Here is a 26384-nt window from a genome sequence, read left to right as displayed (position 1 = left end):
GGAAACCGCAGCACCAGGGTGCGATGCGGCTCCTTGCACCGACTGCGCCCGCCTGACGGTGCGCGCAGCAGTGATGTTGCGGATGGTGCAAAGCGAACAACGGCAGGCACAAACGGCCGGTCAAGCGTCGGTGGCGCAGCGATCACGGAGTGTACGAGGGGTTCCTGCCGTTTTCGAGCGCCGACCGGGCGGCGCTCAGCTGGCCGACTTCAGCGTGCCCTTGGGCAGCACATGGCCAACGGCGCTGCGCTGTACGCGAATACGCACATTGTCGGCCACTTCCACGGTGATGAAGTTTTCGCCGATATCGGTAATCACGCCGGCGACGCCGCCGGAGGTGATGACTTCATCGCCACGGGCCAGCTTGTCCAGCAGCGCCTTGTGCTCTTTCTGGCGCTTCATCTGCGGGCGGATCATCAGGAAGTACATGACCGCGATCAGGATGATCGGCAGCGCGAAGGTGGACAGGCCGCCCACCGAGCCGGGTGCCGCTGCGCCGCCGGCCGCTTGGGCCTGGGCCGCGGGAATCAGGAAATCGAGCAAATTCATTCAATGCATCCTAGTTTGGTGCCAGCGCACCCACCGGCGCGCTCGCTATTCAGGTACCGCCTTGGCGGAACAGCCGGGAATTATGCCACGCAGGGTCCACCCCGTCCGCGTCGGGCACGGACGGCAGGGCTCAGCTGGTCTCCCCCGGCAACGGCGGCGTGGTGGCGCCGCGTGCCGCATAGAAGGACCGCCGGAACTGCACAAAGGTTCCCGCCGCGATGGCTTCGCGCATGTCGGCCATCAGTTTTTCGTAGTACCAGAGGTTGTGCAGGGTGCCCAGCATTGGCGCCAGCATCTCGTTGCAGCGGTCCAGGTGACGCAGATAGGCGCGCGTATAGCCACTGCTGCAGGCGTGGCAACCGCAGCCTGGCTCGATGGTGTCCAGGTCACGTTCGTATTTGGCGTTGCGGATCCGCACCGTGCCGAACGAGGTGAAATAGTGGCCGTTGCGCGCATTGCGGGTGGGCATCACGCAGTCGAACATGTCCACCCCGCGCGCCACGCCTTCCACCAGGTCTTCCGGCCGGCCCACGCCCATCAGGTAGCGCGGGCGCTCGGCCGGCAGCCGCGGATGCAGGTGTTCGAGCATGGCATTGCGCTCGTGCTCGGGCTCGCCCACCGCCAGCCCGCCGATGGCGTAGCCGTCGAAGCCGATTCCTTGCAGGCCCTCCAGCGAGCGACTACGCAGGTCCGGATGCACCCCGCCCTGCACGATGCCGAACAGCGCCGCATCGTTGCCCAGCCCGTCGTGCGCATCGCGGGAGCGCTGCGCCCAGCGCAGGCTCAGCTCCATCGAGCGGCGCGCCACCTCTTCGGTGGCCGGGTATGGCGTGCACTCGTCGAAGATCATCACGATATCCGAATCGAGCACCTTCTGGATCTGCATGCTCTCTTCCGGCCCCAGGAACACCCGCGCGCCATCGGTGGGCGAGGAGAAGGTCACGCCCTGCTCGGTGATCTTGCGGCGATGTGCCAGCGAGAACACCTGGAAACCACCGGAATCGGTGAGGATCGGCCCGTCCCAGCGCGCAAAGCCATGCAGGCCGCCGTGGTCGCCGATCACCTCCAGGCCCGGGCGCAGGTACAGATGGAAGGTATTGCCCAGGATGATCTCCGCCCCCAGCGCGCGGATCTGCTCGGGCAGGATGCCCTTGACCGACCCGTAGGTGCCTACCGGCATGAACGCCGGCGTTTCCACCGTGCCGCGCGGAAAGGTCAGGCGGCCACGGCGCGCGTGGCCGTCGGTGGTCTGGAGCTGGAACTGGAGTCGGGACATTGAGGGGCCGGGAATGGGGAATGGGGAATCGGGAATGGAGAATCGGAAAAGCGGTTTGCAGGCGGCTGATCGTTTGGCGGATACCGCCTTACGATTCCCCATTCCCGATTCCCGATTCCCCGCCCCACAGCAACATCGCATCGCCATACGAAAAGAAGCGATAGCGCTGCGCGATGGCGTGCTGGTAGGCGGCGAAGATGCGCTCGCGGCCGGCGAAGGCCGAGACCATCATCAGCAGCGTGCTTTCGGGCAGGTGGAAGTTGGTGACCATCGCATCGACACTGCGGATGCGGTAGCCGGGCAGGATGAAGATCCGGGTTTCGCCGGCGAACGGCTGCAATTCGCCCTCGGGCGCGGCATCGGTGATGCGCCAGGCGCTTTCCAGCGAGCGCACCACCGTGGTGCCCACCGCGACTACGCGGCCGCCGCGCGCCCGGGTGCGGCGCACCTGCTCCACCAGTGCCGCGCCCACGTTGAGCCATTCGGTATGCATCACGTGCTGGTCCAGCCTGTCCACGCGCACCGGCTGGAAGGTGCCGGCGCCCACATGCAGGGTGACGTGGCCGAACTCCACCCCGCGCTCGCGCAGGCGCGCCAGCAGGGCCTCGTCGAAATGCAGGCCGGCGGTGGGTGCGGCCACCGCGCCGACTTCGCGGGCGAACACGGTCTGGTAGCGCTCGCGATCCTCCACACCCGGCTCGCGGCGGATGTACGGGGGCAGCGGCAGGCGGCCGGCCTCGGGCAACCACTGCTGCAGCGGCACCGGGATATCGAACCGCAGCAGGTAGAATTCGCCATCGCGGCCCAGCACCTCGGCCTGGCCGCCGGCATCGAGCGCGATCAGGCTACCGGCCTTGGGCGACTTGCTGGCGCCGATCTGCACCCGCGCTTCGCGTTCGCCCAGCAGCCGCTCGATCAGGATCTCCACCCGCCCGCCGCTGGCCTTCTGCCCGAACAACCGCGCCGGAATGACCCGGGTGTCATTGAAGATCAGCAGGTCACCGGGCTGCAGCAGCTCCGGCAGATCGCGCACCTGGCGGTCGCTGAAGGCCGCCGGCGCCGGCGGCACCACCAGCAGGCGGCTGGCCGCCCGCTCGGCCAGCGGCGCCTGGGCGATCAGGTCTTCGGGCAGTGCGTAGTTGAAATCGGACTTCTTCAAGGCCGCAGGATCGGTTGGCTGGGGAGCCGGGCATTGTAACTGCGGCCGGGAATGGAGAATCGGGAATGGGGAATCGTAAGAGCGGTGAGCCGGGCGCAGCACTGGTGACGGTGAAGCGCTATTGCTGTTGCTGTTACGATTCCCGATTCCCGATTCACCGCTCGAACTTGGTCGACAGAATGATCGAACTGGTGGTGCGCTCCACCCCGTCGATGGCGCCGATGGCATCGGTGAGCACGTCCATCTCGTTGACGCCGCCCACCACGCCCAGGGCGATCAGGTCGTAGGCGCCGCTGACCGAGTGCAGCAGGCGTACCTCGGGGATGTCGCGCAGGGCCTTGACCACCGCCGGCATCTTCTTGGGCAGGACGGTAATCAGGATATGCGCACGGATGCGCCCCTGGTCGTAGGCGTCGTGGGTGCGCACCGTGTAACCGCTGATGACGCCATCGCGCTCGAGCTTTTCGATGCGGCTCTGCACGGTGGTGCGCGACAAACCGAGCCGGCGCGCGATCTGCGCGGTGGAGGCGCGGGCGTCCTCGCGCAGCAGCGACAACAAGCGCTCATCGGAGGGGGTGACTTTCATTTTTGCGCAATGATTTCGGCGAATCGACGAAAATAGCGCACATCTCGCCAGATTTCACGCTGCCAAACGCCGATCTCCTGCCGATAATAGGAAGACAATGCCATCTTGCTGGAGAAGCGCCATGTCCGTCCTCGCCCCGCTCGCCCCGCTGCGCGCCCATACCGGCCGTCGTCTGACCGATGGCCTGGACGATGCCGCCATCGTGCGCCTGGCCGGCAACCACCCGGACCTGGCGCAGGCCATCACCGCTGCCGCTGCCGAATACGCCCAGGTGCGTGAAGAGGCCGGCGACCTGCTCGAGCTGGACGAAGAGGCGCAGATCGCCGCCGTACAGGACGGTTTCATCAACTTCTACGCCGATGATGCGATCACGCCGTACGTGGCGCTGGCCGCACGCGGACCGTGGGTGGTCACGCTCAAGGGCGCGGTGCTGTACGACGCCGGCGGCTACGGCATGCTGGGCTTCGGCCACACCCCTGCCGCGGTACTGCAGGCCATGGCGCGCCCGCAGGTGATGGCCAATGTGATGACGCCCAGCCTGTCGCAGCGCCGGCTCGACCGCGCCCTGCGCGCCGAGATCGGCCATACCCGTGGCGGCTGCCCGTTCGCGCGCTTCATGTGCCTCAATTCCGGCTCGGAGGCGGTCGGCCTGGCCGCGCGTATCGTCGATACCAACGCCAAGCTGCACACCGACCCGGGCGCGCGCCACGCCGGCGCCCGTATCAAGCGGCTGGTGGTCAAGGGGAGCTTCCACGGCCGTACCGACCGCCCGGGGCTGTATTCCGATTCCAGCCGCAAGACCTACACCAAGTACCTGGCCAGCTATCGCGACGAGGATTCGGTGATCGCCATCGCCCCGTACGACGTGGCGGCACTGCAGCACGCCTTCGACGAGGCCGCGCGCAATCACTGGTTCATCGAGGCGGTGTTCCTGGAGCCGGTGATGGGCGAAGGCGACCCGGGCCGCGCCCTGCCGGCCGAGTTCTACGCCGCCGCGCGGGCACTCACCCGCAGCCATGGCAGCCTGTTGCTGGTGGATTCCATCCAGGCCGGGTTGCGCGCGCACGGCGTGCTGTCGGTGGTGGACTATCCCGGCTTCGAGCAGCTCGACCCGCCGGACCTGGAAACCTATTCCAAGGCACTCAACGCCGCGCAGTACCCACTGTCGGTCCTGGCCGTGACCGAGCACGCCGCGCAGGTCTATCGCAAGGGCACCTACGGCAACACCATGACCACCAACCCGCGCGCACTCGATGTCGCCTGCGCCACGCTGGCCTTGTTCACCCCGCAGGTGCGCCAGAACATCCGTGTGCGCGGCGCACAGGCGATCGCCAAACTGCAGGCACTGCAGGCGGAGCTGGGCGGGCCGATCACCAAGGTGCAGGGCACCGGCCTGCTGTTCTCCTGCGAGCTTGCGCCGCAGTACAAGTGCTACGGCGCCGGCTCCACCGAGGAATGGCTGCGCCAGCGTGGCGTCAACGTGATCCACGGCGGCGAGAATTCGCTGCGTTTCACCCCGCATTTCGCCATGGACGAAGACGAGCTGGACCTGCTGGTCGGCCTGATCGCGCGTGCCTTGCAGGAAGGCCCGCGCCAAGCCCAGGCGCAGGCGGCCTGACCCGGCGCCGCCGCATCGCCCATCAGCAGGCGTCGCGCCGCCGGTCAGTGCCGGCGGCGCCAGCGCGGCAGGCGGCGCACGGCCGTCAAGGCGCGCATGTCTTCAAGCGCAGGCTGCGCGCCACATCGCGCCAGTCGAAGGCCGCCACGGCCTGATCGTCGTGCAGCGCATAGAACACCCCGCCCGGGAAGCGCGCATCGCCACGTTGGTCCAGCCACACGCCATCGGTATTGGCGGTCACCCGGCCGGCAAAGGCGCCCACATGCGCCAGTGTCTTGCGATCGAAGACCTGGAACACGCTGCGGTCCTTGAACTGGTCGGTGGCGATCCAATAGCCGCTGCCATCGGGGCACTGCAGCAGGGTCAGGCCTTCGGCCTGCGCCTTGAACAGCCCGGTGCCGACGTTGCGCCCGCGATAGCGCCCATCCATCCCGTACTCGCGCAGTTGCGTGCCCACTGCCACGTCTTCTTCGGCGATCATCAGACGGCCATTGGCCTCATCGCCGAATACCGACTCGGCAATGCGGATTGCGCCGGCCTCGGTGGTGTCGCCGAAGGTCTGCGTCAAGCGCGCTTGCCAGCCCGCTGCGGCCGCATTCAACTGATAGCGGCGGAAGCGCTGCCCCAACTCGGCCAGCGGCGGCGGCTGGTCCTTGTTGCCCGGCGACATGTAGTTGTCGCTGACCACCACCTCGTAGTCGCCGTCGTGCTTGCGTACCCACAACCCGTAGGGTTCGCGCAGCGCATCCTGGCCAAAGCTGGTCAGCGGCGTGAATTCCGGCAGCGAGAACACCTGCACCCGGCGGTTGTCGCGCTCCACCACGAACAGCAGGTCGTCCACCACCGAGATCCCGTTCGGGCGATCCAGCTTGCCCGGCGCCTTGCCCTTGCCGCCCACCACCCGCAAGCGCGTGCCGCTATCGCCATCGAAGACCACCAGCGTATGGGTAGCCTTGGCGGTGGCAATGATCCAACGCTTGCCCTCCGGGCTGATCCAGCTGGCCGGCGAATCCAGGTTGTCCGACGGCGTGGACACAGTGATGAAGGCTTCCGGCACCACCTCATGGGCCACGTTCGCTGCAACCAGCGTGGGGTCGGTGAGCAGTGCTTCATCGGCTTCGCGATCGACCGGTTTGCTTGCACAGCCGGCCAGGACCATCGCGCTGGCCAGCACGGTGGTTTGCAGCCGCATCCGCGCGCCCATCACAGCGCCACCTTCAGGCCAAGTGCATAGGTCCGGCCATATTCCTCGTTCTGCAACGTGCGCGAGCGCACGCCCTGGTACAGCTCCAATGGCGCGTCCAGCAGGTTCTGCGCTTCCAGGTACAGGCTGATGTGGGGATTGAACTGATAACTCATGCTGACATCCAGTTGGGTGTGCGGGGCGACATAGATATCGTAGGCGCGGGCCTGACCGATGGTGTCCAGGTACTCGCTGCGGTGCACCGCCGCCACGCGGGTGCTGAGGCCGTATTTCTCATAGCCCAGGTGACCGCTGTAGATCCGCCTGGACGAGCGCGGCAACGTGAAATCCTCGCCGGCGCGGTCGCTCAGGCCCGGATCGAAGTCGCTGGCCAGGGCGGTGGCGCTGGCACCGACCAGCAGCCCGTTCCAGCCCTCCGGCAGGAAATCCAACGTCTGTTGCCAGTTGAACTCGGCGCCGCGCACCTTGGCGGTGTCGCCATTGATCGCGCGCGTCACCTGCAGGCCGGGGAACTGCGCATCGGTGGTGGTCAGGGTCTGCACGATGTAATCGTCGATCGATTTGTCGAACACGCCCAGCGACACCACGCCGGTGCTGCCGATGTATTTTTCGACAGACAGATCCAGGTTGGTGGAGCGATACGGGTTGAGCTGTGGGTTGCCGATGCTTACTGCGTTGTCGCCACGATTGATGCTCACGCGTGGGGACACATCGCCAAACGCCGGGCGCGACAAGGTCTTGTTGGCTGCAACGCGCAGCACCCAGTCATTGCCGCTGTCATAGCGCAGGTGCAATCCCGGCAACACATTACTGTAGCTGCTGGATGCCTCGCGCGGGGTGACCGTGGCGGTACGGCCATTGGGCGCCACGTCCACCTGGTTGCCGGTGGCGTTGAACTGGGTATTTTCCACGCGCACGCCGGCGATCATGCGCAAGGCGCCGATATCCCAGGTGCCCATTGCGTAGGCGGCAAAGACGTTTTCGCTCGCGGTGTAGTCATCCTGCAACGACAACTGCTGGTTGCCGCCAACATCCTGTGGGCGCGCACTGTACAGATCACCGGACGCACGCCAGTAGTCACGCATGGTATCGGAGCTGAGGCTTTCGCCCAGCGTGCCACCGCGGTGCTCCGGCGCTGCCGTGGTCCAGCTGCTCAGATCGATCGCCGGGCCGCGACGCAGCTCGCGTTCGTCCACGTTGACATCGCGCTCGCGCCAGCGGCCGAGCACACCCATTTTCAGACTGGAATGCTCGCCGTCGAAACGCACGTTGACCTGCGCGCTGTGCTCGTCGTCGTCTACCTGCTTGGGCGCGATGACGAAGCGGTCGAACACGAAGTCCTGGTTGCGCTGCCAGCCGTTATCGGAAAATCCCAGGCGCGGGATGCTGCTGCGCTGATCCACCGTGGCCGCCAGATCGTCGCCGTCGTAGTTGAAGCGCGCTTCCATCTCGTCGTTCACGCGCTCGGTGGTCTTGGTATAGCCAACCTTGTAATCGACGGTGGCGCTGCGCAGGCGGTTCTCGCCACCAGCGCTGATCGCCATGTTGTCTTCCTTCTTGGTGCGGAAGCGCACCCGCTTGGAGATGCTGCTCGCCGGCAGAGCGGCCACGGTGTAGGTGCCGTCGCCATTGGCGGTGACCTGCCCATCGGCCAGCCCGAAGGCGGTGAGCTGACGCGTTTCGGCATCGTCGAAGCGGCTGTACAACGAGCGCAGGTAGTAGCGATTATCCGCATCCGGCCGCCAGTCCAGATTGACATTGGCGCCCGTGCGGGTGCGCTCGATGAAGTATTTGCGCCGTTGCACCCGGCCTGCGAACAGATCGTCTTCGGCGCCACCATCGAAGCTGTCGTAGGCCACTTCGGTGTTGTCCGATTCGAACTGGCGATCCTGGTGGTTCACCCCCACGGCCACGCCAAGGGTGCCGCCGAAGATGTCGCTGTAATTGAACGCACCCTTGGGGCTGGTCTTGCCGGACAGCGACTGGTGGCTTCCTTCGATCGAACCACGCAGCGTGCGTCCATCGCGATCGAAAGCAGAGGTGGATTCCACCTGGATCGCGCCGCCGATCGAGTCGCCCGGCATGTCCGGGGTTGGTGACTTCACCACCTTCAGGCGCTCGGTCGAATCGGAAGGAATCACGTCCAGCGGCGTGGAACGCGTGCCGTCTTCAGGCGTGCCCATGTTCATGCCGTCGATGGTGACGCTGTTGAGCGATGCATCCAGACCGCGAATCACCACGAAACGACCCTCGCCCTGGTCGCGGGTGACGCTGACACCCGGCAGGCGCTGCAGGGACTCTGCAACATTCTTGTCGGGATAGCGGCCCAGCGCATCGGAGGCGACCGCATCCTGGATCGCATCGGAAGCGCGCTTGAGATCGACTGCGCGCTCCTGCGCTTCCAGCTGCGGGCGCACTTCCAGCCGTTCAAGCTCCACGGCCGCCGCGCTGGTGGCGGCGCCAGACGGGACAGCCACTTCTGCCGCATGTGCCTGCCCGCCAAGGCTGGCGGTTGCCAGCGTCAGCGTGATCGCCAGGCAGAGCGGAGTCTTGTTCAACACGCAGGCATCCCCTATCGGTCAAGAATGGGTGTGCACACTATGTCTGCGACGTTTCATCGACATGACATGTGCCAGCGCAAGTGCCTGCGTGTGTGGCAACGCCGCACATGGCTGCGGCACACTGTGCTTCTTTCCTGCCTGTCGCCGCCCATGAAAATTGTCGAAGTCCGCCACCCGCTCGTCCAACACAAGATCGGCTTGTTGCGCGACGCAGCCTTGAGTACCAAAGGCTTTCGCGAACTGGTCACCGAACTGGGCACCTTGCTGGCCTACGAGGCCACGGCGAACCTGGACACCGAGTCGCATGTGCAACCCGGCTGGGCCGGTCCGGTGAACGTGCAGCGCATCGCCGGCGCCAAGATCACCCTGGTACCGATCCTGCGTGCGGGCCTTGGCATGTTGCCGGGCGTGCTGGCGCTGATCCCGGCTGCGCGGGTCAGCGTGGTCGGCCTGCAGCGCGATGAGGAAACCCTGCAACCGGTGCCCTACTTCGAACGCCTCACCGGCCGCTTGGAAGAACGCGATGCACTGATTCTGGACCCGATGCTGGCCACCGGCGGCACCTTGATCGCCACCGTCGACATGCTCAAGCGCGCCGGTGCGCGCCGCATCAAGGGCATCTTCCTGGTTGCCGCGCCGGAGGGCCTGAGGGCGCTGGAAGCCGTGCACCCGGACGTGGAGGTGTATACCGCCGCCATCGACGATCACCTCAACGAAAAGGGCTACATCCTGCCCGGCCTGGGCGATGCCGGCGACCGAATTTTTGGCACGCGGGTGGAGTGAACTGCGCTGGCTTGAAGCCCCTCTCCCCTCGGGAGAGGGGTTGGGGTGAGGGTACGGTGCGTCAGTGTTCCTGCCAACGCCGCACCCTCATCCGGCGCTACGCGCCACCTTCTCCCGATGGGAGAAGGAAGAGCACTGAAGCCCGCCTCAGCGCGTCAACGCCTGGATCGCCGCACTGACATACACCAGCGGCGCGTTCCAGTTGATCGCCACCTCGTTGGTCGCGTAACTGCAGGCATCATCCAGGTACGACAGCGCCGGCCGCCTGGACGGATACGCCACCTTGCAATCCTTGGCATCCTGATGGCCCGGCTGCGGCCCGCCCACCAGCCAGCCAGGCACTGGCGCAGCGATGCCATCGGCCTCCGAAGGGCGATGGTGGATATGCATCGGCGTGCGCTGCCCCACCCCGGTGACGAACGACAGCCCCAGCGGGTTGCGTCCCAGGATGTAGTCCAGCTGCGACTGCGCGGCATCCAGGTAACCGCGGTGCTGCGTCACGCGATAGCCCTGCAACAGCATCATCGCCTGATTGAGGACGACCGCATTGCTGCCCCAGACGAAATCGGTATCGGTCATCGCCAACCGCCACGGCGATGCCTGCCACTGCTCGGCCAGGCGCTGCGCAAGGCCGGTGACCTCACCGAGGATGCGCGCACGATCCGCGTGCGGGGTGAGTGTGTCGCGATGCGCGGCCAGCGACATCCACGCCAGCCCGCCCACGTTGCTCCAACCCGGCACGCTGGCGGGCACGTTGCGCGCCAGCATGGCGTCGTAGTACCCATCTTCGCCGGTGGTGACATACAGCTCGGCCGCCGCCCAGGCGAATTCATCGGCCACCTGTGCATCGTCGTAACCACCGGTGCGCACGTCGTCGGGCTGGCGATAGATCACATCCGGATGCTGTTGCGCCCACGCCCAGGCGGCACGCGAAGCCTTCAACATGCGCGCGGACACGCCCGGATACTGTTTGTCGAACGGGGCGTACACGCGGCTGGCGGCCGCCATCACCGCCGCAAAATCCAGCGTAGCCGCAGTGGCCTTCATCACCACATAGCGCTGCTGCCTGGCCTGCGCCGGCATCACCAACCCATCGAACTGCTTGTCGGTGAGCTTGTGGTAGACCCCGCCATCGGCCGGGTCCTGCATGGCCAGCATCCATTCCAGGTTCCACCAGGTTTCCTGCAGGATGCCGGGCACGCCGGGCGCGTCATTGGGAATGCTCACCGCCTGCGCCTTGAACAGCGCCGGGTAATGCTCGTAGGCCGCCAACACGGTGTAGGTGCTGATGCCGGAGTTGACGATGTACTTGTTGTAATCGCCGGCGTCGTACCAGCCCTTGGGCGCGCTGATGGTGCTGTCTGCCGGCCGCGTGGCCGAGGCGGCCGTGGGGTGGATGCGCACATCGGTATCCGGATGCCCGGCCGCGCGCATAGCGCCCGGCGAACTGCACCGGCAACGCGGTACTGGCACGGTTAAAATAGAACGCCTTCAGCGCCGAGTCGATCACCGGCTGGTAGGCCGAGGCGTTGATCGGGAAGGCATCCGACGGCGGCAGCCCATCGATCTTCAAACGGTAGGTTCCGGCTGCACGCACGCTGGAAAAATCCGCCACCCGGGCCTGTTGCCCGGCCGGCGGCCACGCTGCGACAGGCTGCAACGTGCCCTGCAACACGCGCCGACCTTGCGCATCTTCGAGGGTGAAGCGATCCGCGCGGATTGCTGTGCCTTGTGGCAGCCCGAGCACGGCAAGTTTTTCCGAGCCCGGTAGATAGCCGAGTTGGTTGACGTGGATTTCCGCACCGGAGCCAGCTATTGCGGGCTCAGCAGTACAAGCAGCCGATGGGACGGCTAGCGCAGCGGCAATCGATAAAGCGGTAAATTTTTTCATATCTCATGGTGTCCGCACTGCACCGCTACTACAAGGCCGATCAGCGAAGGCGATTACAGCTGAGCGACGGAACCAATCTCTTGGTCAGCACTTGGGCTTGCTGACCAGTTTCGAATTCACTGAGTAAACAAGCAAGTTCCAGGATTCAACAACGGCTCGCCAAGACGGTGATATCGATACCTTCGGTTCAGTGTACTGCCGGCTGTTTCGCAGTCCTTCGGTAATTGCACCGAAGCGATTGGCCGACGCCGCCTAAACGCCGCCCAAGCATGGCGACGCGCAGCTACATCGCATCGAAACGGCCAAAACTTCCGTGATTTACGCCAATTCTTCGCGCCGATACCAACCTACTTTGGCGCTGCGGTGATGCCGCGCACCACCGCAGTGCAGGCCCAACTGGAAGCTCACTACATCCAACGGGCTCTACAGCAGACCATTCTCTATGCAAAGGATGAACACATGACAATCCTGTTGACCGCTCCCTCTTTTTTCTCCTACCGCAGCGCATGCCAGCCGCACCCCTCGCAACGACATCTAAGCGGAGCAAGAAGTCTCGCCATCGTGCTGTCCATAGGGCTGCTCAGCTTGAGCCAGGCCGCGCTCGCCACCAAGGTATGGAATGCCAGCCCCAACCAGGTTCAGAACAACTGGATTTCCGGGATGTACGCCAACATCAGCGGCCCGTTGAAGGCGACGTTGCAACAGTGCGAGGCGGCTGCGCAGCCGGCATGTGAGGTAACGATTGAGGCCAATGGCGGTGTCCATGCAAGCGCAGACAAGAGGCAGCACTTCACGGTACGGTTCACCGGCAACGCTGCTGCGTATACCGCCTGCCACGTCTATCCGAGAACGCCAGACACTCCCGGCAGCATAGGTCTGGAAGGCGCTAACTGCTACAACGGGGGCAGACCCACCTACTTCAAACTCAACTGATGCAGGCGGCGGTCGCTGGATGCTTGCAACATGCGCGCGGCCATCGCAATGCGGCCGGTTGCCTGACACAACACGGGGTGGGCTTTCGCCACCCCGTGTTGCGGTCCCTGTTTGCCATCCGCCCTGCGGCGGCGCGCGCAGCAGACCTGCGTGCGTTACTGCGCAGGCGTGCCCAGCTGCACTTGCGCCTTGCCCACCGGGTTACGCGGGTCGCTGCCGCCACTGAGCACGTTGCGGCGCTTGTCCCATTCCACCGTCTGCAGGTTGCCCCACACATGGCTGGAACCGCGCCCGCCTTCGGCGCTGTCGCCCGGCTGTTTCAGCGCGTGCCCCATTGCCTGCAAGCCGTTGGCGGTCTGCGGCGAGAACGCATTGCTTTCGGCATCGATGACGTCCGGCAACCACTGGTGGTGGTAGCGCGGCAGCGCGCTGACCGCCTGCGCATCCAGCCCGGCGTCGTAGCCCAGAATACCCAACAGCACCATGGTGATGATGCGGCTTCCGCCCGGTGTACCGAGTACGATCGCCTTGTCGGCCGATTCCATGAAGGTCGGCGTCATCGAGCTGAGCATGCGCTTACCCGGCTTGGGGGCATTGGCGTCGTAGCCCATCACGCCAAACGCGTTCGGCGTGCCTGGCTTGAGCGCAAAGTCGTCCATCTCGTTGTTGAGCAGCACGCCGGTGCCCTTGGGGATCAAGCCCGAGCCATACAGCAGGTTGACGGTCTGGGTGCCGCCGACGCGGTTGCCCTCGCCGTCGATGATGGAGAAGTGCGTGGTTTCGTCGTCTTCCAGCGGGGTCGGATTGCCCGACAGCAGATCGCTGGGCGTAGCCTTGTCCGGGTTGATGGTGGCTCGCAGGCCTTGTGCGTAATCCTTGCTGGTCAGCACGCGCTGCGGCACATCGACAAAGTCCGGGTCGCCCAGGAAGAACGTGCGGTCGCGGTAGGCACGGCGCATCGATTCCACCACCAGATGGGTGCGATGCACCTCATCGAGTTTGTTCACGTCCCAGCCTTCCAGAATCTGCAGCATGGCCGCGAGCGCGATACCACCAGAGGACGGCGGCGGTGCGGTGGTGATTTTCCAGCCGCGATAATCGAACTGGATCGGCGTGCGCGCTTTCACCGTGTAACCGGCCAGCTCGGCCGCCGTCCAGCGCCCGCCCGCCTGCTTGACGCCGGCGATCAGCTTCCTGGCGGTTTCGCCTTTGTAGAAGCCGTCGAAGCCCTTGTCGCCCAGCAACGTGAGCGTGCGCGCCAGCTCGGGCTGCTTGAAGATGTCGCCTTCGGCGATGGGCTTGCCACCGCGCAGGTACACCTCGCGCGTGCCGGGGTAGCGCTCCATCACCTCGCGCCGCGAAGCGTAGCCCTTGGCCATGCGCGCATACACCGGGAAGCCCTCGCTGGCAATACGGATCGACGGCGCCAGCGATTGCTTGAGCGGCAGCCGGCCATGCTTGGCCGCCAGCTCCACCAGCGCGGCCGGCAGGCCGGGAATGCCGGCCGACCACGGGCCGTTGACCGAGCGGTCGCGATCCAGCTCGCCCTGCTGGTTGAGGAATTTTTCCGGTGTGGCCGATTCGGGCGCGTACTCGCGCGCGTCCAGCATCACGTCCTTGTCGGTCCTGGCGTCGTGCAGCAGAAAGAACCCGCCGCCGCCCAGGCCGGAGCTGATCGGCTCGACCACCGCCAGGGTGGAGGACACCGCAATCGCCGCATCGAAGGCATTGCCGCCCTCACGCAGGATCTGCAGCCCCGCATCGGTGGCCAGGGCATGGCCGCTAGCCACCGCCGCGCCAGGTGGATGTGCGGCCGCTGCGGTGTTGGTGGCGGCGGGCCTGGCGGCATCGGCGGCCCAGGCCGGCGGTGCCAGCACCAGGGCCAGCAGCCACAGGCCGCGCACGGAAAAACGTCGGGAGAAAGTGCTCACGGGATGGGGGGCTCCTGTTCGTACAGTTCGGGATGATCGCGCTGCAGCTGCATGAGCTTGGCCAGCAATTGATCGTGGGTTTCCGGAATGTCCGGATCCGGGTCGATGCACTCGACCGGGCACACCACCACGCACTGTGCCTCGTCGAAATGCCCCACGCACTCGGTGCAGCGCGCCGGGTCGATCACGTAGATGGTTTCGCCCATCGAGATCGCCTGATTCGGACAGGCCGGCTCGCAGACGTCGCAGTTGACGCACAGTTCGTTGATCTTCAGCGACATGGCGGCGACTCGCAGGGCAGCGCCGGGCACCGGCAGTGAGCGCGCTGCCGCGGGCGGGCGCGTAGCTCCGCAACGCCGAGGGCGTTGCCGGGAACCGGCCAGCAGTGGCCGGCCCCGATGGAGTGCGACATCAGCAACATGGTGCGTGTCCACGCCGCGGCCGGCTGCGCCCTCCCGCGCATCCGGCCTGGCACGGCATTACTTGGCTTCAACGAAGGTGTATTCCGCGCCCTTGGGCTGGACGATGGTCTGCACGCGCGCGTTCTCGGCCGCATCGCCGATGAACAGCACGCGCACGCCCTTCATCGAATCCGGCGGCACGTCCTTGAATGCGGCGTCGATCAGGTCCGCCATCTTGGTGGAGGCCGACGAACCGAAAGCCAGCATGTTGCCCGGCGTCACGCCACGCGCCAGCGCGGTCTTGACGCTTTCCAGCTGGCGCTCGTAGCTGCCGGCGAACTCGGCATCGGACTCCGGTGGCAAGTAATACAGGAACGGGCTGTTGGTGGTGGTGCCCAGATTCTGGCCCACGACTTCCGGCAGGTACTTCTTCCAGCCGGCATTGTCGTCCTTGGCCGGCGCCTTCAGCGGCGCGGGCGCCGCGGCAGCGGTCGGCGCGGCCTCTTCCTTCTTGCAGGCGGTGACCGCCAGCGCGGCGATCGAAGCGAGCGCCAGAGCGCGCATGGTGTGTTTCATGAAACTCCTCCCGTTGAAAAGCGTGTGGTGATGTAACGAACGATCGGATCAGGCCTGGGCGCGGGATGCGCGCACCTGGCGCAGTGCCTCGACCACCGAAGCCGGAACGAAACCGGAAACATCGCCGCCCAGCCGCGCGATCTCGCGCACCAGCGACGACGAAATGAAGCTGTACTGCTCGGCCGGGGTGAGGAACAGGGTTTCCACCTCCGGGATCAGATGGCGGTTCATGCTGGCCATCTGGAACTCGTATTCGAAATCCGACACCGCGCGCAGGCCGCGCAGCAGCACCCCGGCGTTCATGTCGCGCACGAAATGGGCCAGCAGCGTATCGAAGCCGCGCACCTCCACATTGGTGTGCGCCGCCAGGGCTTCCTGCGCCAGCGCGACGCGCTTTTCCAACGGCAGGGCCGGCCCCTTGGACGGGCTGTAGGCCACGCCCACCACCACGCGCTCGAACAGCGGCGCGGCGCGGTTCACCAGGTCGATATGGCCATTGGTGATCGGGTCGAAGGTACCGGGATAGACGGCGGTGCGGCTATTGGCCACGCTCATACGGAAACTACCGGGGTCGGATCGCCGTTCAGTGTAGCAGCGGCCCGGCGATACAGCGCATAGCGCACCTGCCGGGTACCGCCCTCGCGGTGCAGCTGCCAGCTGGCCGGCAGCTGCAGGACCGCATCGGCCGGCGCTTCCAGGTACAGCCATGCCTCGGCGGCCAGGTGCGCGGGCAGGCGTTCGAGCACGCCGGCCCACAGGCCGTCCGCGAACGGCGGGTCGACGAACACGATATCGGCTGCGGCCGCAGGCGCGCGCTCCAGCCAGCGCAGCGCGTCCTCCTGCAGCACTTGTACCTGCTCGGCCGCACCCAGCCGGGCCACATGCTCGCGCAGGCGCTGCGCCAGCCCTGGGTCGCGCTCGATCAAGGTGGCGTGTGCCGCCCCGCGCGAGACCGATTCCAGGCCCAGCGCGCCGGAGCCGGCGAACAGGTCCAGCACGCGCGCACCGGGCAGGCGCGGCATCAGCCAGTTGAACACCGTCTCGCGCACGCGGTCGCTGCTCGGCCGCAGGCCCGGTGCCTCGGGCACCGCCAGCCGCGTATTGCGCCAGCGCCCACCCACGATCCGCACCTGGCCCTCCACGCCACGCGGCGCCGGCCGCGCCGGGCGGCTCATCGCGGCCTGCCGCTGGCGGGCCGAAACAGGTGGAGCATGACGGGATCGAGTGACGGCATGGCTCAAGGCGCGACCAGGGAGCGCCCATGATACCGCCGTCGCTGACGCCCCCGCCCTCCCCGACGCGGCAGCACTGCACGACACATTCGTGCCCATGCGCCTTGAAAAAACCTGCCCACGGCCACATCCCCCAAGCCATCGGCCGACATGCGGCCTGGACCACCACGGAGCACGACCCCAATGACCGTTGACACCGACAAGCAGACGCTGGGCTTCCAGACCGAGGTCAAGCAGCTGCTGCAGCTGATGATCCATTCGCTGTACTCCAACAAGGAAATCTTCCTGCGCGAGCTGGTCTCCAATGCCGCCGACGCCGCCGACAAGCTGCGCTTCGAAGCCTTGGTCAAGCCCGAACTGCTGGAAGGCGGCGGCGAGTTGCGCATCCGTGTGGAATGCGACAAGGACGCCCGCACGGTCACCATCGACGACAACGGCATCGGCATGAGCCGCGAGGATGCCGTCTCGCACCTGGGCACCATTGCCAAGTCCGGCACCGCCGACTTCCTCAAGCACCTGAGCGGCGACCAGAAGAAGGACGCCAACCTGATCGGCCAGTTCGGCGTGGGTTTCTACAGCGCCTTCATCGTCGCCGATCAGGTGGATGTGTACTCGCGCCGCGCCGGCCTGCCCGCCAACGAAGGCGTGCACTGGTCCTCGCGTGGCGAAGGCGAATTCGAAGTGGCCGGCATCGACAAGCCCGATCGCGGCACCCGCATCGTGCTGCACCTGAAGGACGGCGAAGACGCGTTTGCCGACGGCTGGACCCTGCGCAACATCCTCAAGAAGTACTCCGACCACATCGGCCTGCCGATCGAGATGCGCAAAGAGCATTACGGCGAAGACGCCGATAAGCCCGCCGAGCCGGAGTGGGAAGTGGTCAACCGCGCCAGCGCGCTGTGGACGCGACCCAAGTCCGAGATCAAGGATGAGGAATACCAGGAGTTCTACAAGCACATCGCGCATGACGCCGGCAACCCGCTGGCATGGAGCCATAACAAGGTCGAAGGCAAGCTGGATTACACCTCGCTGCTGTTCGTGCCTGGCCGTGCCCCGTTCGACCTGTACCACCGCGACTCGGCCAAGGGCCTGAAACTGTACGTGCAGCGCGTCTTCGTGCTGGACCAGGCCGAACAATTCCTACCGCTGTACCTGCGCTTCATCAAGGGCGTGGTGGATTCCTCGGACCTGTCGCTCAATGTTTCGCGCGAACTTCTGCAATCGGGCCCGGTGGTGGACTCGATGAAGTCCGCGCTGACCAAGCGGGCGCTGGACATGCTGGAAAAACTCGCCAAGGACAAGCCCGACGATTATGTGACGTTCTGGCGCAACTTCGGCCAGGCGCTGAAGGAAGGCCCGGCCGAGGACTATGCTAACCGCGAAAAGATCGCCGGCCTGCTGCGCTTCTCTTCCACGCACGACACCACCGGCGCGCAGAGCATCGGCCTGACCGATTACGTGAGCCGGTTGGCCGAAGGCCAGGACAAGCTGTACTACCTCACCGGCGAGAGCTACGCGCAGATCAAGGACAGCCCGCATCTGGAAGTGTTCCGCAAGAAGGGCATCGAAGTGCTGCTGCTCACCGACCGCATCGACGAATGGCTGATGAGCTATCTCACCGAGTTCGACGGCAAGTCGTTCGTGGACGTGGCCCGCGGCGACCTGGACCTGGGCAAGCTGGACTCGGAAGAAGACAAGAAGGCGCAGGAAGAAGTGGCCAAGTCGAAGGAAGGCCTGGCCTCGCGCATCAAGGCCGCACTTGGCGACGAGGTGGCTGAAGTGCGCGTCTCGCACCGCCTGACCGATTCGCCGGCTATTCTGGCCATCGGCCAAGGCGACCTGGGCCTGCAAATGCGCCAACTGCTGGAGGCCAGCGGTCAGGCCGTACCGGAAAGCAAGCCGGTGTTCGAATTCAACCCTGGCCACCCGCTGATCGAGAAACTCGATGCGGAGCAGGATATGGACCGCTTCGGCGACCTGAGCCGCGTGCTGTTCGATCAGGCCGCATTGGCCGCAGGCGATAGCCTCAAGGACCCGGCCGGGTATGTGCGGCGGTTGAACAAGCTGTTGCTGGAATTATCGGCGTAGTCGCCGCTGCCAGGATGCAGAGGAAAGACCGGCATTGATGCCGGTCTTTTTTTGCTCGCGTGACGACCTTGCAAGGGTACTGGATCAGGCGTTGCGGCCGTCCTCCAGCACCCAGCACCCAAACGCCGGCCCTGCCGAATAACCGGTCTCCGGCTCGATACGGATCTGCAAGGTGGCGCGGCCTGCGACCGCTGCGGGCAAGGCGTAGTCCACATCGACGAAGTCCAGGCCGCGGTTGCCGTCGAGGCGTTCGTTGGCGATGAGTTCGCCATCGGCGAGGAGGCGGAAGCGGCGACGGGTTTCGTCGCCCCAGTAGCGCAAGCGCAGGATGCGGGCCTGGGCGGTGTTGCGCAAGGTGAAAGCGATGAAGCCGCCAGTGCGCGCGTCGCGGCCGGCACGCCTGCGGTAACTGAGGGCGTAGGAGCTGGCGCTGGTCAGGGAGTGGGCCTTCTCGGAGGCTTCGTCGCCCAGGGCCATGTAGTCGAGCGCACTGGCATCCAGCGTCTGCTGTCGATGCGCGGCGGCGGCCTGCTCGACCTGGCGTTGCTGCCAGGCGACGGCATCGCGGTGTTCGAGATAGACCGCGCTGCGGCGGTCGAACTGGGCGTAGAACGGCGACAGGCGCCATTGCTGCGTGCCGTTGAGATACTGGTAATGGTCATGCGCCGGTAGCGGCTGCAGGCGCTGCAAGACCTCGTCGCCGCCGATCAAGGCCGGCGTCTGTTGGTTCCATGGTTTGGCAGCGTCGCCAAGATCGGCGGCCAACACCAGCGGGCCGCGCATGACCGTCACCCACGCAGGATCGTCGGGGGTGGGCTCCAGACGCAGTGGCATCTCCAGTTGCAGCGACACCGTGTCGCCAGCAGCCCATACCCGTTCGATGCGCAGATAGCCGTCGATCGGCTGCAAGCCCTGCAACTGATTGTTGACCCGTAGCGTGAATGCGCTGGCCCAGCCGGGCACACGTAGCGCGAGCGTGCGCGCCGCTGCCGGCGCCGCATCGACCTGCAGCGTGACCTGGCCCTGTTCGGGCAGTGTGCTGCGCAGGCTGAGCGCGAAACCGGCCGCATCGCGCACCGTGGAGGGCACATACAGGTTGACGTACACGCCCTGCCCGTCTTCCCAATAGATCGAGTCACCAAACTGCGCATGCGATTCCATGCCGCTACCGACGCAGCACCAGAAATCACCGAACGGCGACGACCAGGCGCGCGCCTCGCCGGCCAGCAACGGTGTCATGTAGGTGAACATGCCGGTGCGCGGATGCTGCTGGGCCATCACATGATTGAGCAAGGTGCGTTCGTAGTAGTCGAAGAACGCCGCTTGCGGCCCCCACTGATGCAGGTGGCGGGTGAGCTTGAGCATGTTGTAGCTGGCGCAATGTTCGCAGGTCTGCTCGGTGAGAAACTTCGAAATACTGTTGGGTTGCTGGAAGTATTCGCGGTCGCCATTGCCGCCAATCACGTAGGTATGCTGGTCGGTCACGGTATGCCAGAAGAAGCGCGCCGCCGCGCCGGCAGCCGCATCGCCGGTGACTTCGTACTCGCGGGCCAGGCCGATGAGCTTGGGAATATTGGTATTGGAATGCTGGTGCACCAGTTCATCGCGCTGGGCGATCAAGGGGTCGAGCACGGCGTGGTGATGCAGCCGTCGCGCCACTGTCAGCCACTGCGTCTCGCCGGTGCGCACATGCAGTTCGACGAACGATTCATTGAGGCCGCCGAACTCGCAGGACAGCACCTGTTGCAACTGCGCATCGTCCAGTGCCGAGAACACATCTTGCAGATAACCAGCCAGGCCAACGGCCACCTGTAGCGCCTGCGCGCTGTCGCAGTGCGCGTGCACATCGAGCAGGCCGGCAAACAGCTTGTGCCAGGTGTACAAGGGCGCCCAGCTTCCGTTGAGGTAGAACGGCGCAGGATCGATCTTGCCGCGTTTGAGCTCGTCGAACACCGCGCGCCCACTCTCGATCTGCCCGGCTGCATTCTTGCGGGTGAAGCCGGCCACGTATCCATCGCCGGCATGCGCCTGGCAACGCGCCAGTTCGCTGACCAGATAGGTAGCGCGTGCCGCACATTGCACATCGCCGGTCTGCGCATGCATCAGCGCCAGCGCACTGAGGTAATGGCCCAGTGTATGGCCGGCGATGGTGTCCGCCTCCCACCCCCCGTACGCCGGCGCCTTGGGATCGAGCCCGGCGTACAAGACGAAGTTGTGCAGCAACCGATCCGGTTCCAGCTGCATCAGGTAGCGGCGATTGACGTGCAGTGCGTCCAGGAACAGCGAAGGTACCAGCCGCACCTGCTTCAGCGGCACCGCACGCATGCTGCCCGGCTGGGCAGCGGCGGCATCGGCGGGAAAACGTAGAAAGCCGGCGGCCACCGCAAGACTGCTCCACGCCAGGAAACGTCGCCGCGACAGGCGACCAGCCTGATGGTGGAGTCCATTGTGATCGAATACGTCGGTCATTGGCTCAGTTCAAGCTCCGGTCAATGGAGGCGTTGGGTGACGAACATGCCCAGGCATGCCATTCAACGATGCATCCCGCCGCCAGGATAAACGCATCGGGATGCATAACCATACGTCTGCTGGTCAGAACGTCACCGTAGCACGCGCCCAGTAGAAACGCCCAAGTACATCGTAGGTGGCCACATCGGTGTTGGCGTTGCCCGCGTTGTTGGAGTAATACAGCGGCGGCTGTTTATTGGCGATATTGTCCACGCCCACTTCGAAGCGGGTGTGCCAGGGCTGCACGTTGTAGCCCAGCTGCAGGTTGTTGTAGACATAGGCACCGACCTTGCGCACCACGCCCGGCTGGCCGGCATCGGCAGACAGGCTTTGATCCGGGTCCGTGCTACCGATGGCGGTATTGCCCACGTAACGGATGCGCCAGGTAGCACTCCAGTCATCCAGCGACCAGCTCAACGTGCCCAGGCCCCGCCAACGTGGGAAATTGCCATATGCCTGGGTGTAGCGACCCACGTTGTGGATGGTGACCGAGCTGGGATCGGTGGTATCGGGCAGCACGTCGTAGCGTGTCAGATAGGTCCCGTTGAGGCCGGCGACCAAGTTGCCCCAGGACGTGGATGGCAGGCGATAGGTCAGGTTGAAGTCCATGCCCTTGGCCCAGAGCTTGCCCAGATTGACCGTGGGTTCGGCGATATAGTTGATGGTGCCGTTGCCGTTGCGATGGATCAATGCGCAGAATGCGCTGGCCGAGTTGGCATAACACTGGTTGAGCACCGTCTGCGCCGAGACCGTGGTGATGGTGTCTGCCAGGTCGATCCGCCACCAGTCGGCGCTGAGCGAGAGCCCATCGATCCATTGCGGGTCGTAGACCAGGCCCACATCGTAGGAAGTACCGGTCTCCGGCTTGAGCTGGTAGCCAGCCACGGCCGCACCGGACGCCTTGCCCGCCACCTGGCCGTCCGCCTGCCGGTAGCTGCCATCGGTGGGCACATTGGCGCAGGCCACGGCATTGCCGCCGGTGTAGCCATTGCACGGGTCGTTGACGGTGGCCGAATCGCCGGCCACGCCGGCATACAACTCGTTGATGTTGGGTGCGCGGAACACCTGCGACACGGTGCCGCGCAGCAGCAGGTCTGCGACCGGCCGATACTCCAGCGACAGCTTGCTATTGGTCTTGCTGCCGACCGAGCTGTAGTCGGAAAAACGCGTGCCCAGGGTGATGTTGAGTGCGTTGATGCCTGGCAGGTCCTTGAGCAGCGGGAACAGGGCTTCCGCATAGGCTTCCTTGACGTCGAAGCTGCCACTCAAGGTGGACGAGCAGAATTCGATCACACCGCACAAGCCGTTCTCATCGCCCGTCCATAGCGCGTCCGATGCCGTGCTGGAGCGCTCCTTCCGATAGGAAAGACCGGCTGCAAGACTCACCCCGCCTGCGGGCAGGTCGAACAGCGTGCCATTGGCATTGGCTTCGAACTGTTTGACGGTATAGACACTGGTGACGATGGGATTGACCACCTTTCCCTGCAAGGTCGCAAGATTGGACGGGTCGTTGAGGTTGAAGAAATTGAGCGGCGTGCAGCCGGCAATCGGTGCACCTGCACTGCCGCAACGGACAGTGCCGTCGCTATCGAGGAACGATGGGCCGATGGCGCGATTGAATTGCGCATAGTCAAGAAACCCGTTGTTGATCGATTTCTGCTTGACCTTGCCGTAGTTGAAGGTGGCATCCCATTGCCAAGAGCTGTCACCGAAACTCCCGCGCAGCCCGGGGCTGATCTGGAAGTTGTAGGTGTTGTACTGGTAACTGCGGTTTCCCAGCACCGTGGCGCGCGTATTGAGGTCGTTGTATGACGTCCCGGTGCTGCGATCGGTGCCGAAGTTCACGCCGAACGGGTTGTAGTAGCTCTGCGAGGACACCAGGATGTTGTCGCCATTGGAGAAGATCGGAATCGGCGCGATGATGGATGCGGATTCGGTCTTGCTGAACCATGTATTGACATAGCCCTCCACGCGGTCACTGAAGCGATAGGTGCCGAGCAAGAACGCGTTGGTGCGCTTTTGTGGGGTCTGCAATAGGTTGAAGGGTTGGTAGTTGTAGGAATCGGCAGCGGCGTTGTAGCAACGAAAATCGCCTGGGCCGGCGCGGCCGCTGACACCGCTGTTGAGGGTGACGCGCCCGCAGCCGTTGGCCTGCGCAAGTTGCATGGACTGCGCAGATCCATCGTTGAAGTTGACCGTGCCGGTGGGTGTAGCGGACGAGCCCTGCTTCACCGGCTGGCCATCGATCAAGGCCAATGCGTCCTTGGAGTAGGCGCGTGCGCCGGCCGACACCGGGTCGATGCTGTGATACGAGAGCCCGCCGATCAGGCTGCCGCGCTCCCAGCTGTGGCCGGCGGTGAGCGCGAAGTTGCGACGATTTCCATCACGCTCGCTGCTGGTACCGAAGTCGCTGCTGAACTGCACGCCATCGAAGCGCGTGCGCAGGATGAAATTGACCACGCCGCCAATGGCATCGGAGCCGTAAACGGCAGAGGCACCATCGCTGAGCACCTCGATGCGTTCGATCATGCTGGCCGGAATGGCGTTGACGTCGTTGTAGGCCAGCCGGATACCGTTGACCAGTACCAACGTGCGTTTGTCGCCCAATCCGCGCAATGAAATCGCCGATGCACCGGTGCCACCGCCGTTGTTGGTATAGGGATTGGTGGCATTGCCGGCAATGGACGGCAGCTCCTGCAGCAGGTCGCCCACCGTGGCCTTGCCGGTGGCCGCGATCTGCTCCTGGCTAACGGTCACTACCGGGTTGGCGGTTTCGGTATCCACACGGCGCAGACGCGAACCGGTGACCACCACGCTGTCCAGGGTCTGCGTTGCATCGCCGCCAGTCGTTTGCTGCGCATGCACCGGCGCCATGGCAGCGAGAGATAGCACGGCCATCAGTGCGCTGGCGAGCGTGCTCCGTGCCGGGTGCGTGCTGGCAAACGCGGCGTGGGAGTGAGACAACGGCAACATCGGCATGCAGAACTCCTGGTTGGGACGACAGACGTGCGGCAACACACGCCCGAGCCGGCATGCACCAGCACGGGTCGGAACAGATGGCAGGCGGTCCCGGATGCAGCAGGCCGCGATCAGGCGCTGCGGACGCAGGAAAACAGCGCAAAGCGCACACCGGCAAGTGGTGTTGCCGCAACGCGCGGTCTCTCAACGAAGTGGATACGTAGCGGAGTCGCCCATGCGCCCCGCTTTCATCAGTTGGTCACAATGTGCCTGCGTACACGCCCTGGCGTCTTGTCGCAATTGGCGACAAGGCATGCGGAAAACTGCATGTTCCAGATATTGATGGTCATGCAATGAGGTATGCGGTGCAGCGGTCTGTACCGCAGCACGCATAATCGACCAATGCTGCGCAACGGCAACCTGTGCGCGTTGGCAGCACGCCTGGTTGGGCGTGCCTGGAAAACCTGCGTGCGTTCAGCACCGACCCGGCTTGGTCGGATGCAGCGGTGCCTCAGGGCCGCAGTGCCAGCAGAACCACACCATGTGCTGCCACCCGCACGCTTCGGGTGGATGGCCCCAGGCGGCGTCCGCGCCAGAGGTCACGCACCTGGGCGATGTGCGCCAAGCCTGCGTCTGCGGGCGTAAACGTCACATCCCGTGCCTGCGTGCCGCGATTGAACACGCCCAACGCCACCCTGCCATCAGCAAGCGACTTGGACCACAGTTCGATGCCGTCGGCCTTGCGCACCGCGCGCCCCTGCCGGCCAAGCGGGTCCTGATCGATCGCCAGAACATCCTGGTTGCGCAACAGCCGCAAGGTGGCTGGCGACATCGCCCGCAGATCGTTGCCCAGCAGCAGTGGCGCAGCCGACAGTGCCCACAGACTCATGTGTGTGCGGTACTCCTCTTCCTGCATGCCGCCGTTGCCGATCTCCAACATGTCCGGGTCGTTCCAGCCACCCGGTCCGGCGTCGTCAGGGTTGCCGTTGCTGTCGAAGCCAATCCGCGCCATCGATGCGTAGTGGTCTTCGATATCACCGGTGGTGCGCCACAGATGTCCGCCGACCTCGCGGCCCCAACGGCCGACACTGTCGCGGCCGTACTGGCACAGGCTGTAGACCATCGGCCGGCCGGTGGCGCGCAATGCCTGGCCCATCTGCTGATAGGCACGCCTGCGCGTGTCGGCGCTCCGAAAGATGCCCTCGCCCGAGCACAGGTCGTATTTGAGATAGTCGATGCCCCATCCCGCCCAGGTGGCGGCATCCTGCTCGACATGCCCGTAGCTGCCGATGTAGCCAGCACAGGTCTTGGGGCCGGGCGAGCTATACAGGCCCAGTTTCAATCCGCGCGCATGCACGTAGTCGGCCAGTGCACGCATGTCGGGAAAGCGCGCATTGGGATGCAGCACGCCGGCGGCATCGCGCTCGCCTTGCCAGCCGTCGTCGATATTGACGTAGCGGTAGCCGGCATCGCGCAAGCCGGAAGACACCAGCGCATCGGCGATGGCACGGATGGTTGCTGCGTCGATCTTGTCGCCGAAGCGGTTCCAACTGCTCCAGCCCATCGGCGGCGTACGCGCCTGGCCATCGGGCGCAAGCCGTTGCAATGGCGGCAGCGGCGCGCTGTGGAACGCCAGACGCTGCGCATCGGCGGCACTGCCCCGTCGGCCGACGACATCCACCTCGGTGTGCCAGATGCGTCCGCTCACCCGCAGCTGCCCGTCGCGCACGCTGGCCACCCACGGTAGCGGCGGCAATCTGGCATTGCCATTATCGATCTGGAACTGCGCCACCCCGTCGACGATACGCAGCTGGTTCATTGGCAGATCGCCATACCAGTCGGTGGTGATGCTGCCTTGCAGCTGCCCGTCGCGCCGTTCGATCCGCAGCAGGCGCGCACCGGGAAACGACGGCCCATCGCCAAGGATCCAGATGCCTTCCAGGGCAGTGGCGGGGGCCTGGGCGGCTGGTGCCGTAGCGGCACCGACCTGCCCATGACAACCTGCTGTCAGCACTACCGCAATGACCAGCAGTGTGGTCACAACCGCAGCGCGGAGCAACCGCAGGTGGCGGGTGGACACAGGAGACACCCGGCCACGGCGCTGCAAGCGCGAGGATTCGCCGGGACGAC

The 26384-nt window shown here is 65.2% G+C and carries 18 protein-coding genes and 1 pseudogene; 4 read left to right on the top strand and 15 right to left on the bottom strand.

Going from position 1 to position 26384, the window contains the following annotated elements:
- Positions 1 to 195: 195 nt before the first annotated feature.
- From yajC to ACCQ13_RS09910, 4 genes are all read right to left on the bottom strand, one after another.
- On the bottom strand, positions 196 to 549 hold the full coding sequence (gene yajC, locus ACCQ13_RS09925) for a preprotein translocase subunit YajC (protein ID WP_104602729.1): 354 nt from the start codon (positions 547 to 549) through the stop codon (positions 196 to 198).
- A 130-nt stretch (positions 550 to 679) separates the two neighbouring features.
- On the bottom strand, positions 680 to 1825 hold the full coding sequence (gene tgt / locus ACCQ13_RS09920; RefSeq protein WP_104602730.1) for a tRNA guanosine(34) transglycosylase Tgt: 1146 nt from the start codon (positions 1823 to 1825) through the stop codon (positions 680 to 682).
- An 88-nt stretch (positions 1826 to 1913) separates the two neighbouring features.
- Positions 1914 to 2984 carry a tRNA preQ1(34) S-adenosylmethionine ribosyltransferase-isomerase QueA gene (gene queA, locus ACCQ13_RS09915; protein WP_104602731.1) on the bottom strand — a complete coding sequence of 357 codons (1071 nt, stop codon included), beginning with the start codon at positions 2982 to 2984 and terminating at the stop codon, positions 1914 to 1916.
- Between the two features lie 154 nt (positions 2985 to 3138).
- Positions 3139 to 3570 (bottom strand): Lrp/AsnC family transcriptional regulator, encoded by a 432-nt coding sequence (locus ACCQ13_RS09910; protein ID WP_104602732.1) that lies wholly within the window; start codon positions 3568 to 3570, stop codon positions 3139 to 3141.
- 121 nt (positions 3571 to 3691) lie between these two features.
- Here ACCQ13_RS09910 and ACCQ13_RS09905 point away from each other — a divergent pair, with 121 nt between their 5' ends.
- A complete protein-coding gene (locus ACCQ13_RS09905) occupies positions 3692 to 5188 on the top strand; it encodes an aminotransferase class III-fold pyridoxal phosphate-dependent enzyme (protein WP_159407127.1) in 1497 nt (498 codons plus the stop codon).
- A gap of 85 nt (positions 5189 to 5273) precedes the next feature.
- On the opposite strand, the gene ACCQ13_RS09900 is transcribed toward ACCQ13_RS09905, so the two are convergent.
- The gene (locus ACCQ13_RS09900; protein WP_104602734.1) at positions 5274 to 6392 is read right to left on the bottom strand and encodes a phytase; all 1119 of its coding nucleotides are present in this window, start codon (positions 6390 to 6392) and stop codon (positions 5274 to 5276) included.
- Entirely contained in the window at positions 6392 to 8953 is a 2562-nt protein-coding gene (locus ACCQ13_RS09895) for a TonB-dependent receptor (RefSeq protein WP_167526887.1), read from the bottom strand. Before ACCQ13_RS09895 ends, ACCQ13_RS09900 begins: the two co-directional genes overlap by 1 nt.
- Positions 8954 to 9103: 150 nt before the next feature.
- Between ACCQ13_RS09895 and upp the strand changes: the two genes are divergently transcribed.
- Positions 9104 to 9736 carry a uracil phosphoribosyltransferase gene (upp, locus tag ACCQ13_RS09890; RefSeq protein WP_104602735.1) on the top strand — a complete coding sequence of 211 codons (633 nt, stop codon included), beginning with the start codon at positions 9104 to 9106 and terminating at the stop codon, positions 9734 to 9736.
- 147 nt (positions 9737 to 9883) lie between these two features.
- On the opposite strand, the pseudogene ACCQ13_RS09885 reads toward upp, so the two are convergent.
- Positions 9884 to 11627 (bottom strand): annotated as a pseudogene (locus tag ACCQ13_RS09885) (glycoside hydrolase family 9 protein).
- Between the two features lie 366 nt (positions 11628 to 11993).
- On the opposite strand from ACCQ13_RS09885, the gene ACCQ13_RS09880 reads away from it, so the two are divergent.
- On the top strand, positions 11994 to 12560 hold the full coding sequence (locus ACCQ13_RS09880) for a hypothetical protein (protein WP_104602736.1): 567 nt from the start codon (positions 11994 to 11996) through the stop codon (positions 12558 to 12560).
- 155 nt (positions 12561 to 12715) lie between these two features.
- Here ACCQ13_RS09880 and ggt read toward each other — a convergent pair whose 3' ends face one another.
- The 5 genes from ggt to rsmD all read right to left on the bottom strand — a co-directional run bounded on the left by ggt (position 12716) and on the right by rsmD (position 16643).
- Complete coding sequence (gene ggt / locus ACCQ13_RS09875) at positions 12716 to 14491, bottom strand: gamma-glutamyltransferase (RefSeq protein WP_274392099.1); 1776 nt, start codon at positions 14489 to 14491, stop codon at positions 12716 to 12718.
- Positions 14488 to 14772, bottom strand: a complete 285-nt coding sequence (locus tag ACCQ13_RS09870; RefSeq protein ID WP_104602738.1) for a YfhL family 4Fe-4S dicluster ferredoxin — start codon at positions 14770 to 14772, stop codon at positions 14488 to 14490. Before ACCQ13_RS09870 ends, ggt begins: the two co-directional genes overlap by 4 nt.
- A gap of 198 nt (positions 14773 to 14970) precedes the next feature.
- Entirely contained in the window at positions 14971 to 15468 is a 498-nt protein-coding gene (locus ACCQ13_RS09865) for a hypothetical protein (RefSeq protein WP_167526886.1), read from the bottom strand.
- A 48-nt stretch (positions 15469 to 15516) separates the two neighbouring features.
- Positions 15517 to 16023: a pantetheine-phosphate adenylyltransferase gene (gene coaD, locus ACCQ13_RS09860; RefSeq protein WP_104602741.1), complete on the bottom strand. Its 507-nt coding sequence runs from the start codon at positions 16021 to 16023 to the stop codon at positions 15517 to 15519.
- Positions 16020 to 16643 carry a 16S rRNA (guanine(966)-N(2))-methyltransferase RsmD gene (gene rsmD / locus ACCQ13_RS09855; protein WP_104602742.1) on the bottom strand — a complete coding sequence of 208 codons (624 nt, stop codon included), beginning with the start codon at positions 16641 to 16643 and terminating at the stop codon, positions 16020 to 16022. The genes coaD and rsmD overlap by 4 nt, the downstream gene beginning before the upstream one ends.
- Positions 16644 to 16883: 240 nt before the next feature.
- On the opposite strand from rsmD, the gene htpG reads away from it, so the two are divergent.
- Positions 16884 to 18788, top strand: a complete 1905-nt coding sequence (gene htpG, locus ACCQ13_RS09850) for a molecular chaperone HtpG (protein WP_159407125.1) — start codon at positions 16884 to 16886, stop codon at positions 18786 to 18788.
- Between the two features lie 84 nt (positions 18789 to 18872).
- Here the strand turns inward: htpG and ACCQ13_RS09845 are convergent, their stop codons facing one another.
- The 3 genes from ACCQ13_RS09845 to ACCQ13_RS09835 all read right to left on the bottom strand — a co-directional run bounded on the left by ACCQ13_RS09845 (position 18873) and on the right by ACCQ13_RS09835 (position 26295).
- Positions 18873 to 21257, bottom strand: coding sequence for a glycoside hydrolase family 127 protein (locus ACCQ13_RS09845; protein WP_159407124.1), 2385 nt, complete (start codon positions 21255 to 21257; stop codon positions 18873 to 18875).
- 123 nt (positions 21258 to 21380) lie between these two features.
- A complete protein-coding gene (locus ACCQ13_RS09840) occupies positions 21381 to 24275 on the bottom strand; it encodes a TonB-dependent receptor domain-containing protein (RefSeq protein WP_159407123.1) in 2895 nt (964 codons plus the stop codon).
- 490 nt (positions 24276 to 24765) lie between these two features.
- Positions 24766 to 26295: a glycoside hydrolase family 27 protein gene (locus ACCQ13_RS09835; RefSeq protein ID WP_223214440.1), complete on the bottom strand. Its 1530-nt coding sequence runs from the start codon at positions 26293 to 26295 to the stop codon at positions 24766 to 24768.
- Positions 26296 to 26384: the final 89 nt, after the last annotated feature.

The sequence above is a fragment of the Xanthomonas sp. NCPPB 1638 genome (assembly GCF_041475635.2).
Taxonomy (GTDB): domain Bacteria; phylum Pseudomonadota; class Gammaproteobacteria; order Xanthomonadales; family Xanthomonadaceae; genus Xanthomonas; species Xanthomonas cucurbitae.
Note: the sequence above shows the minus strand (reverse complement) of the source record. Positions and strands in the feature narration are given on the sequence as shown.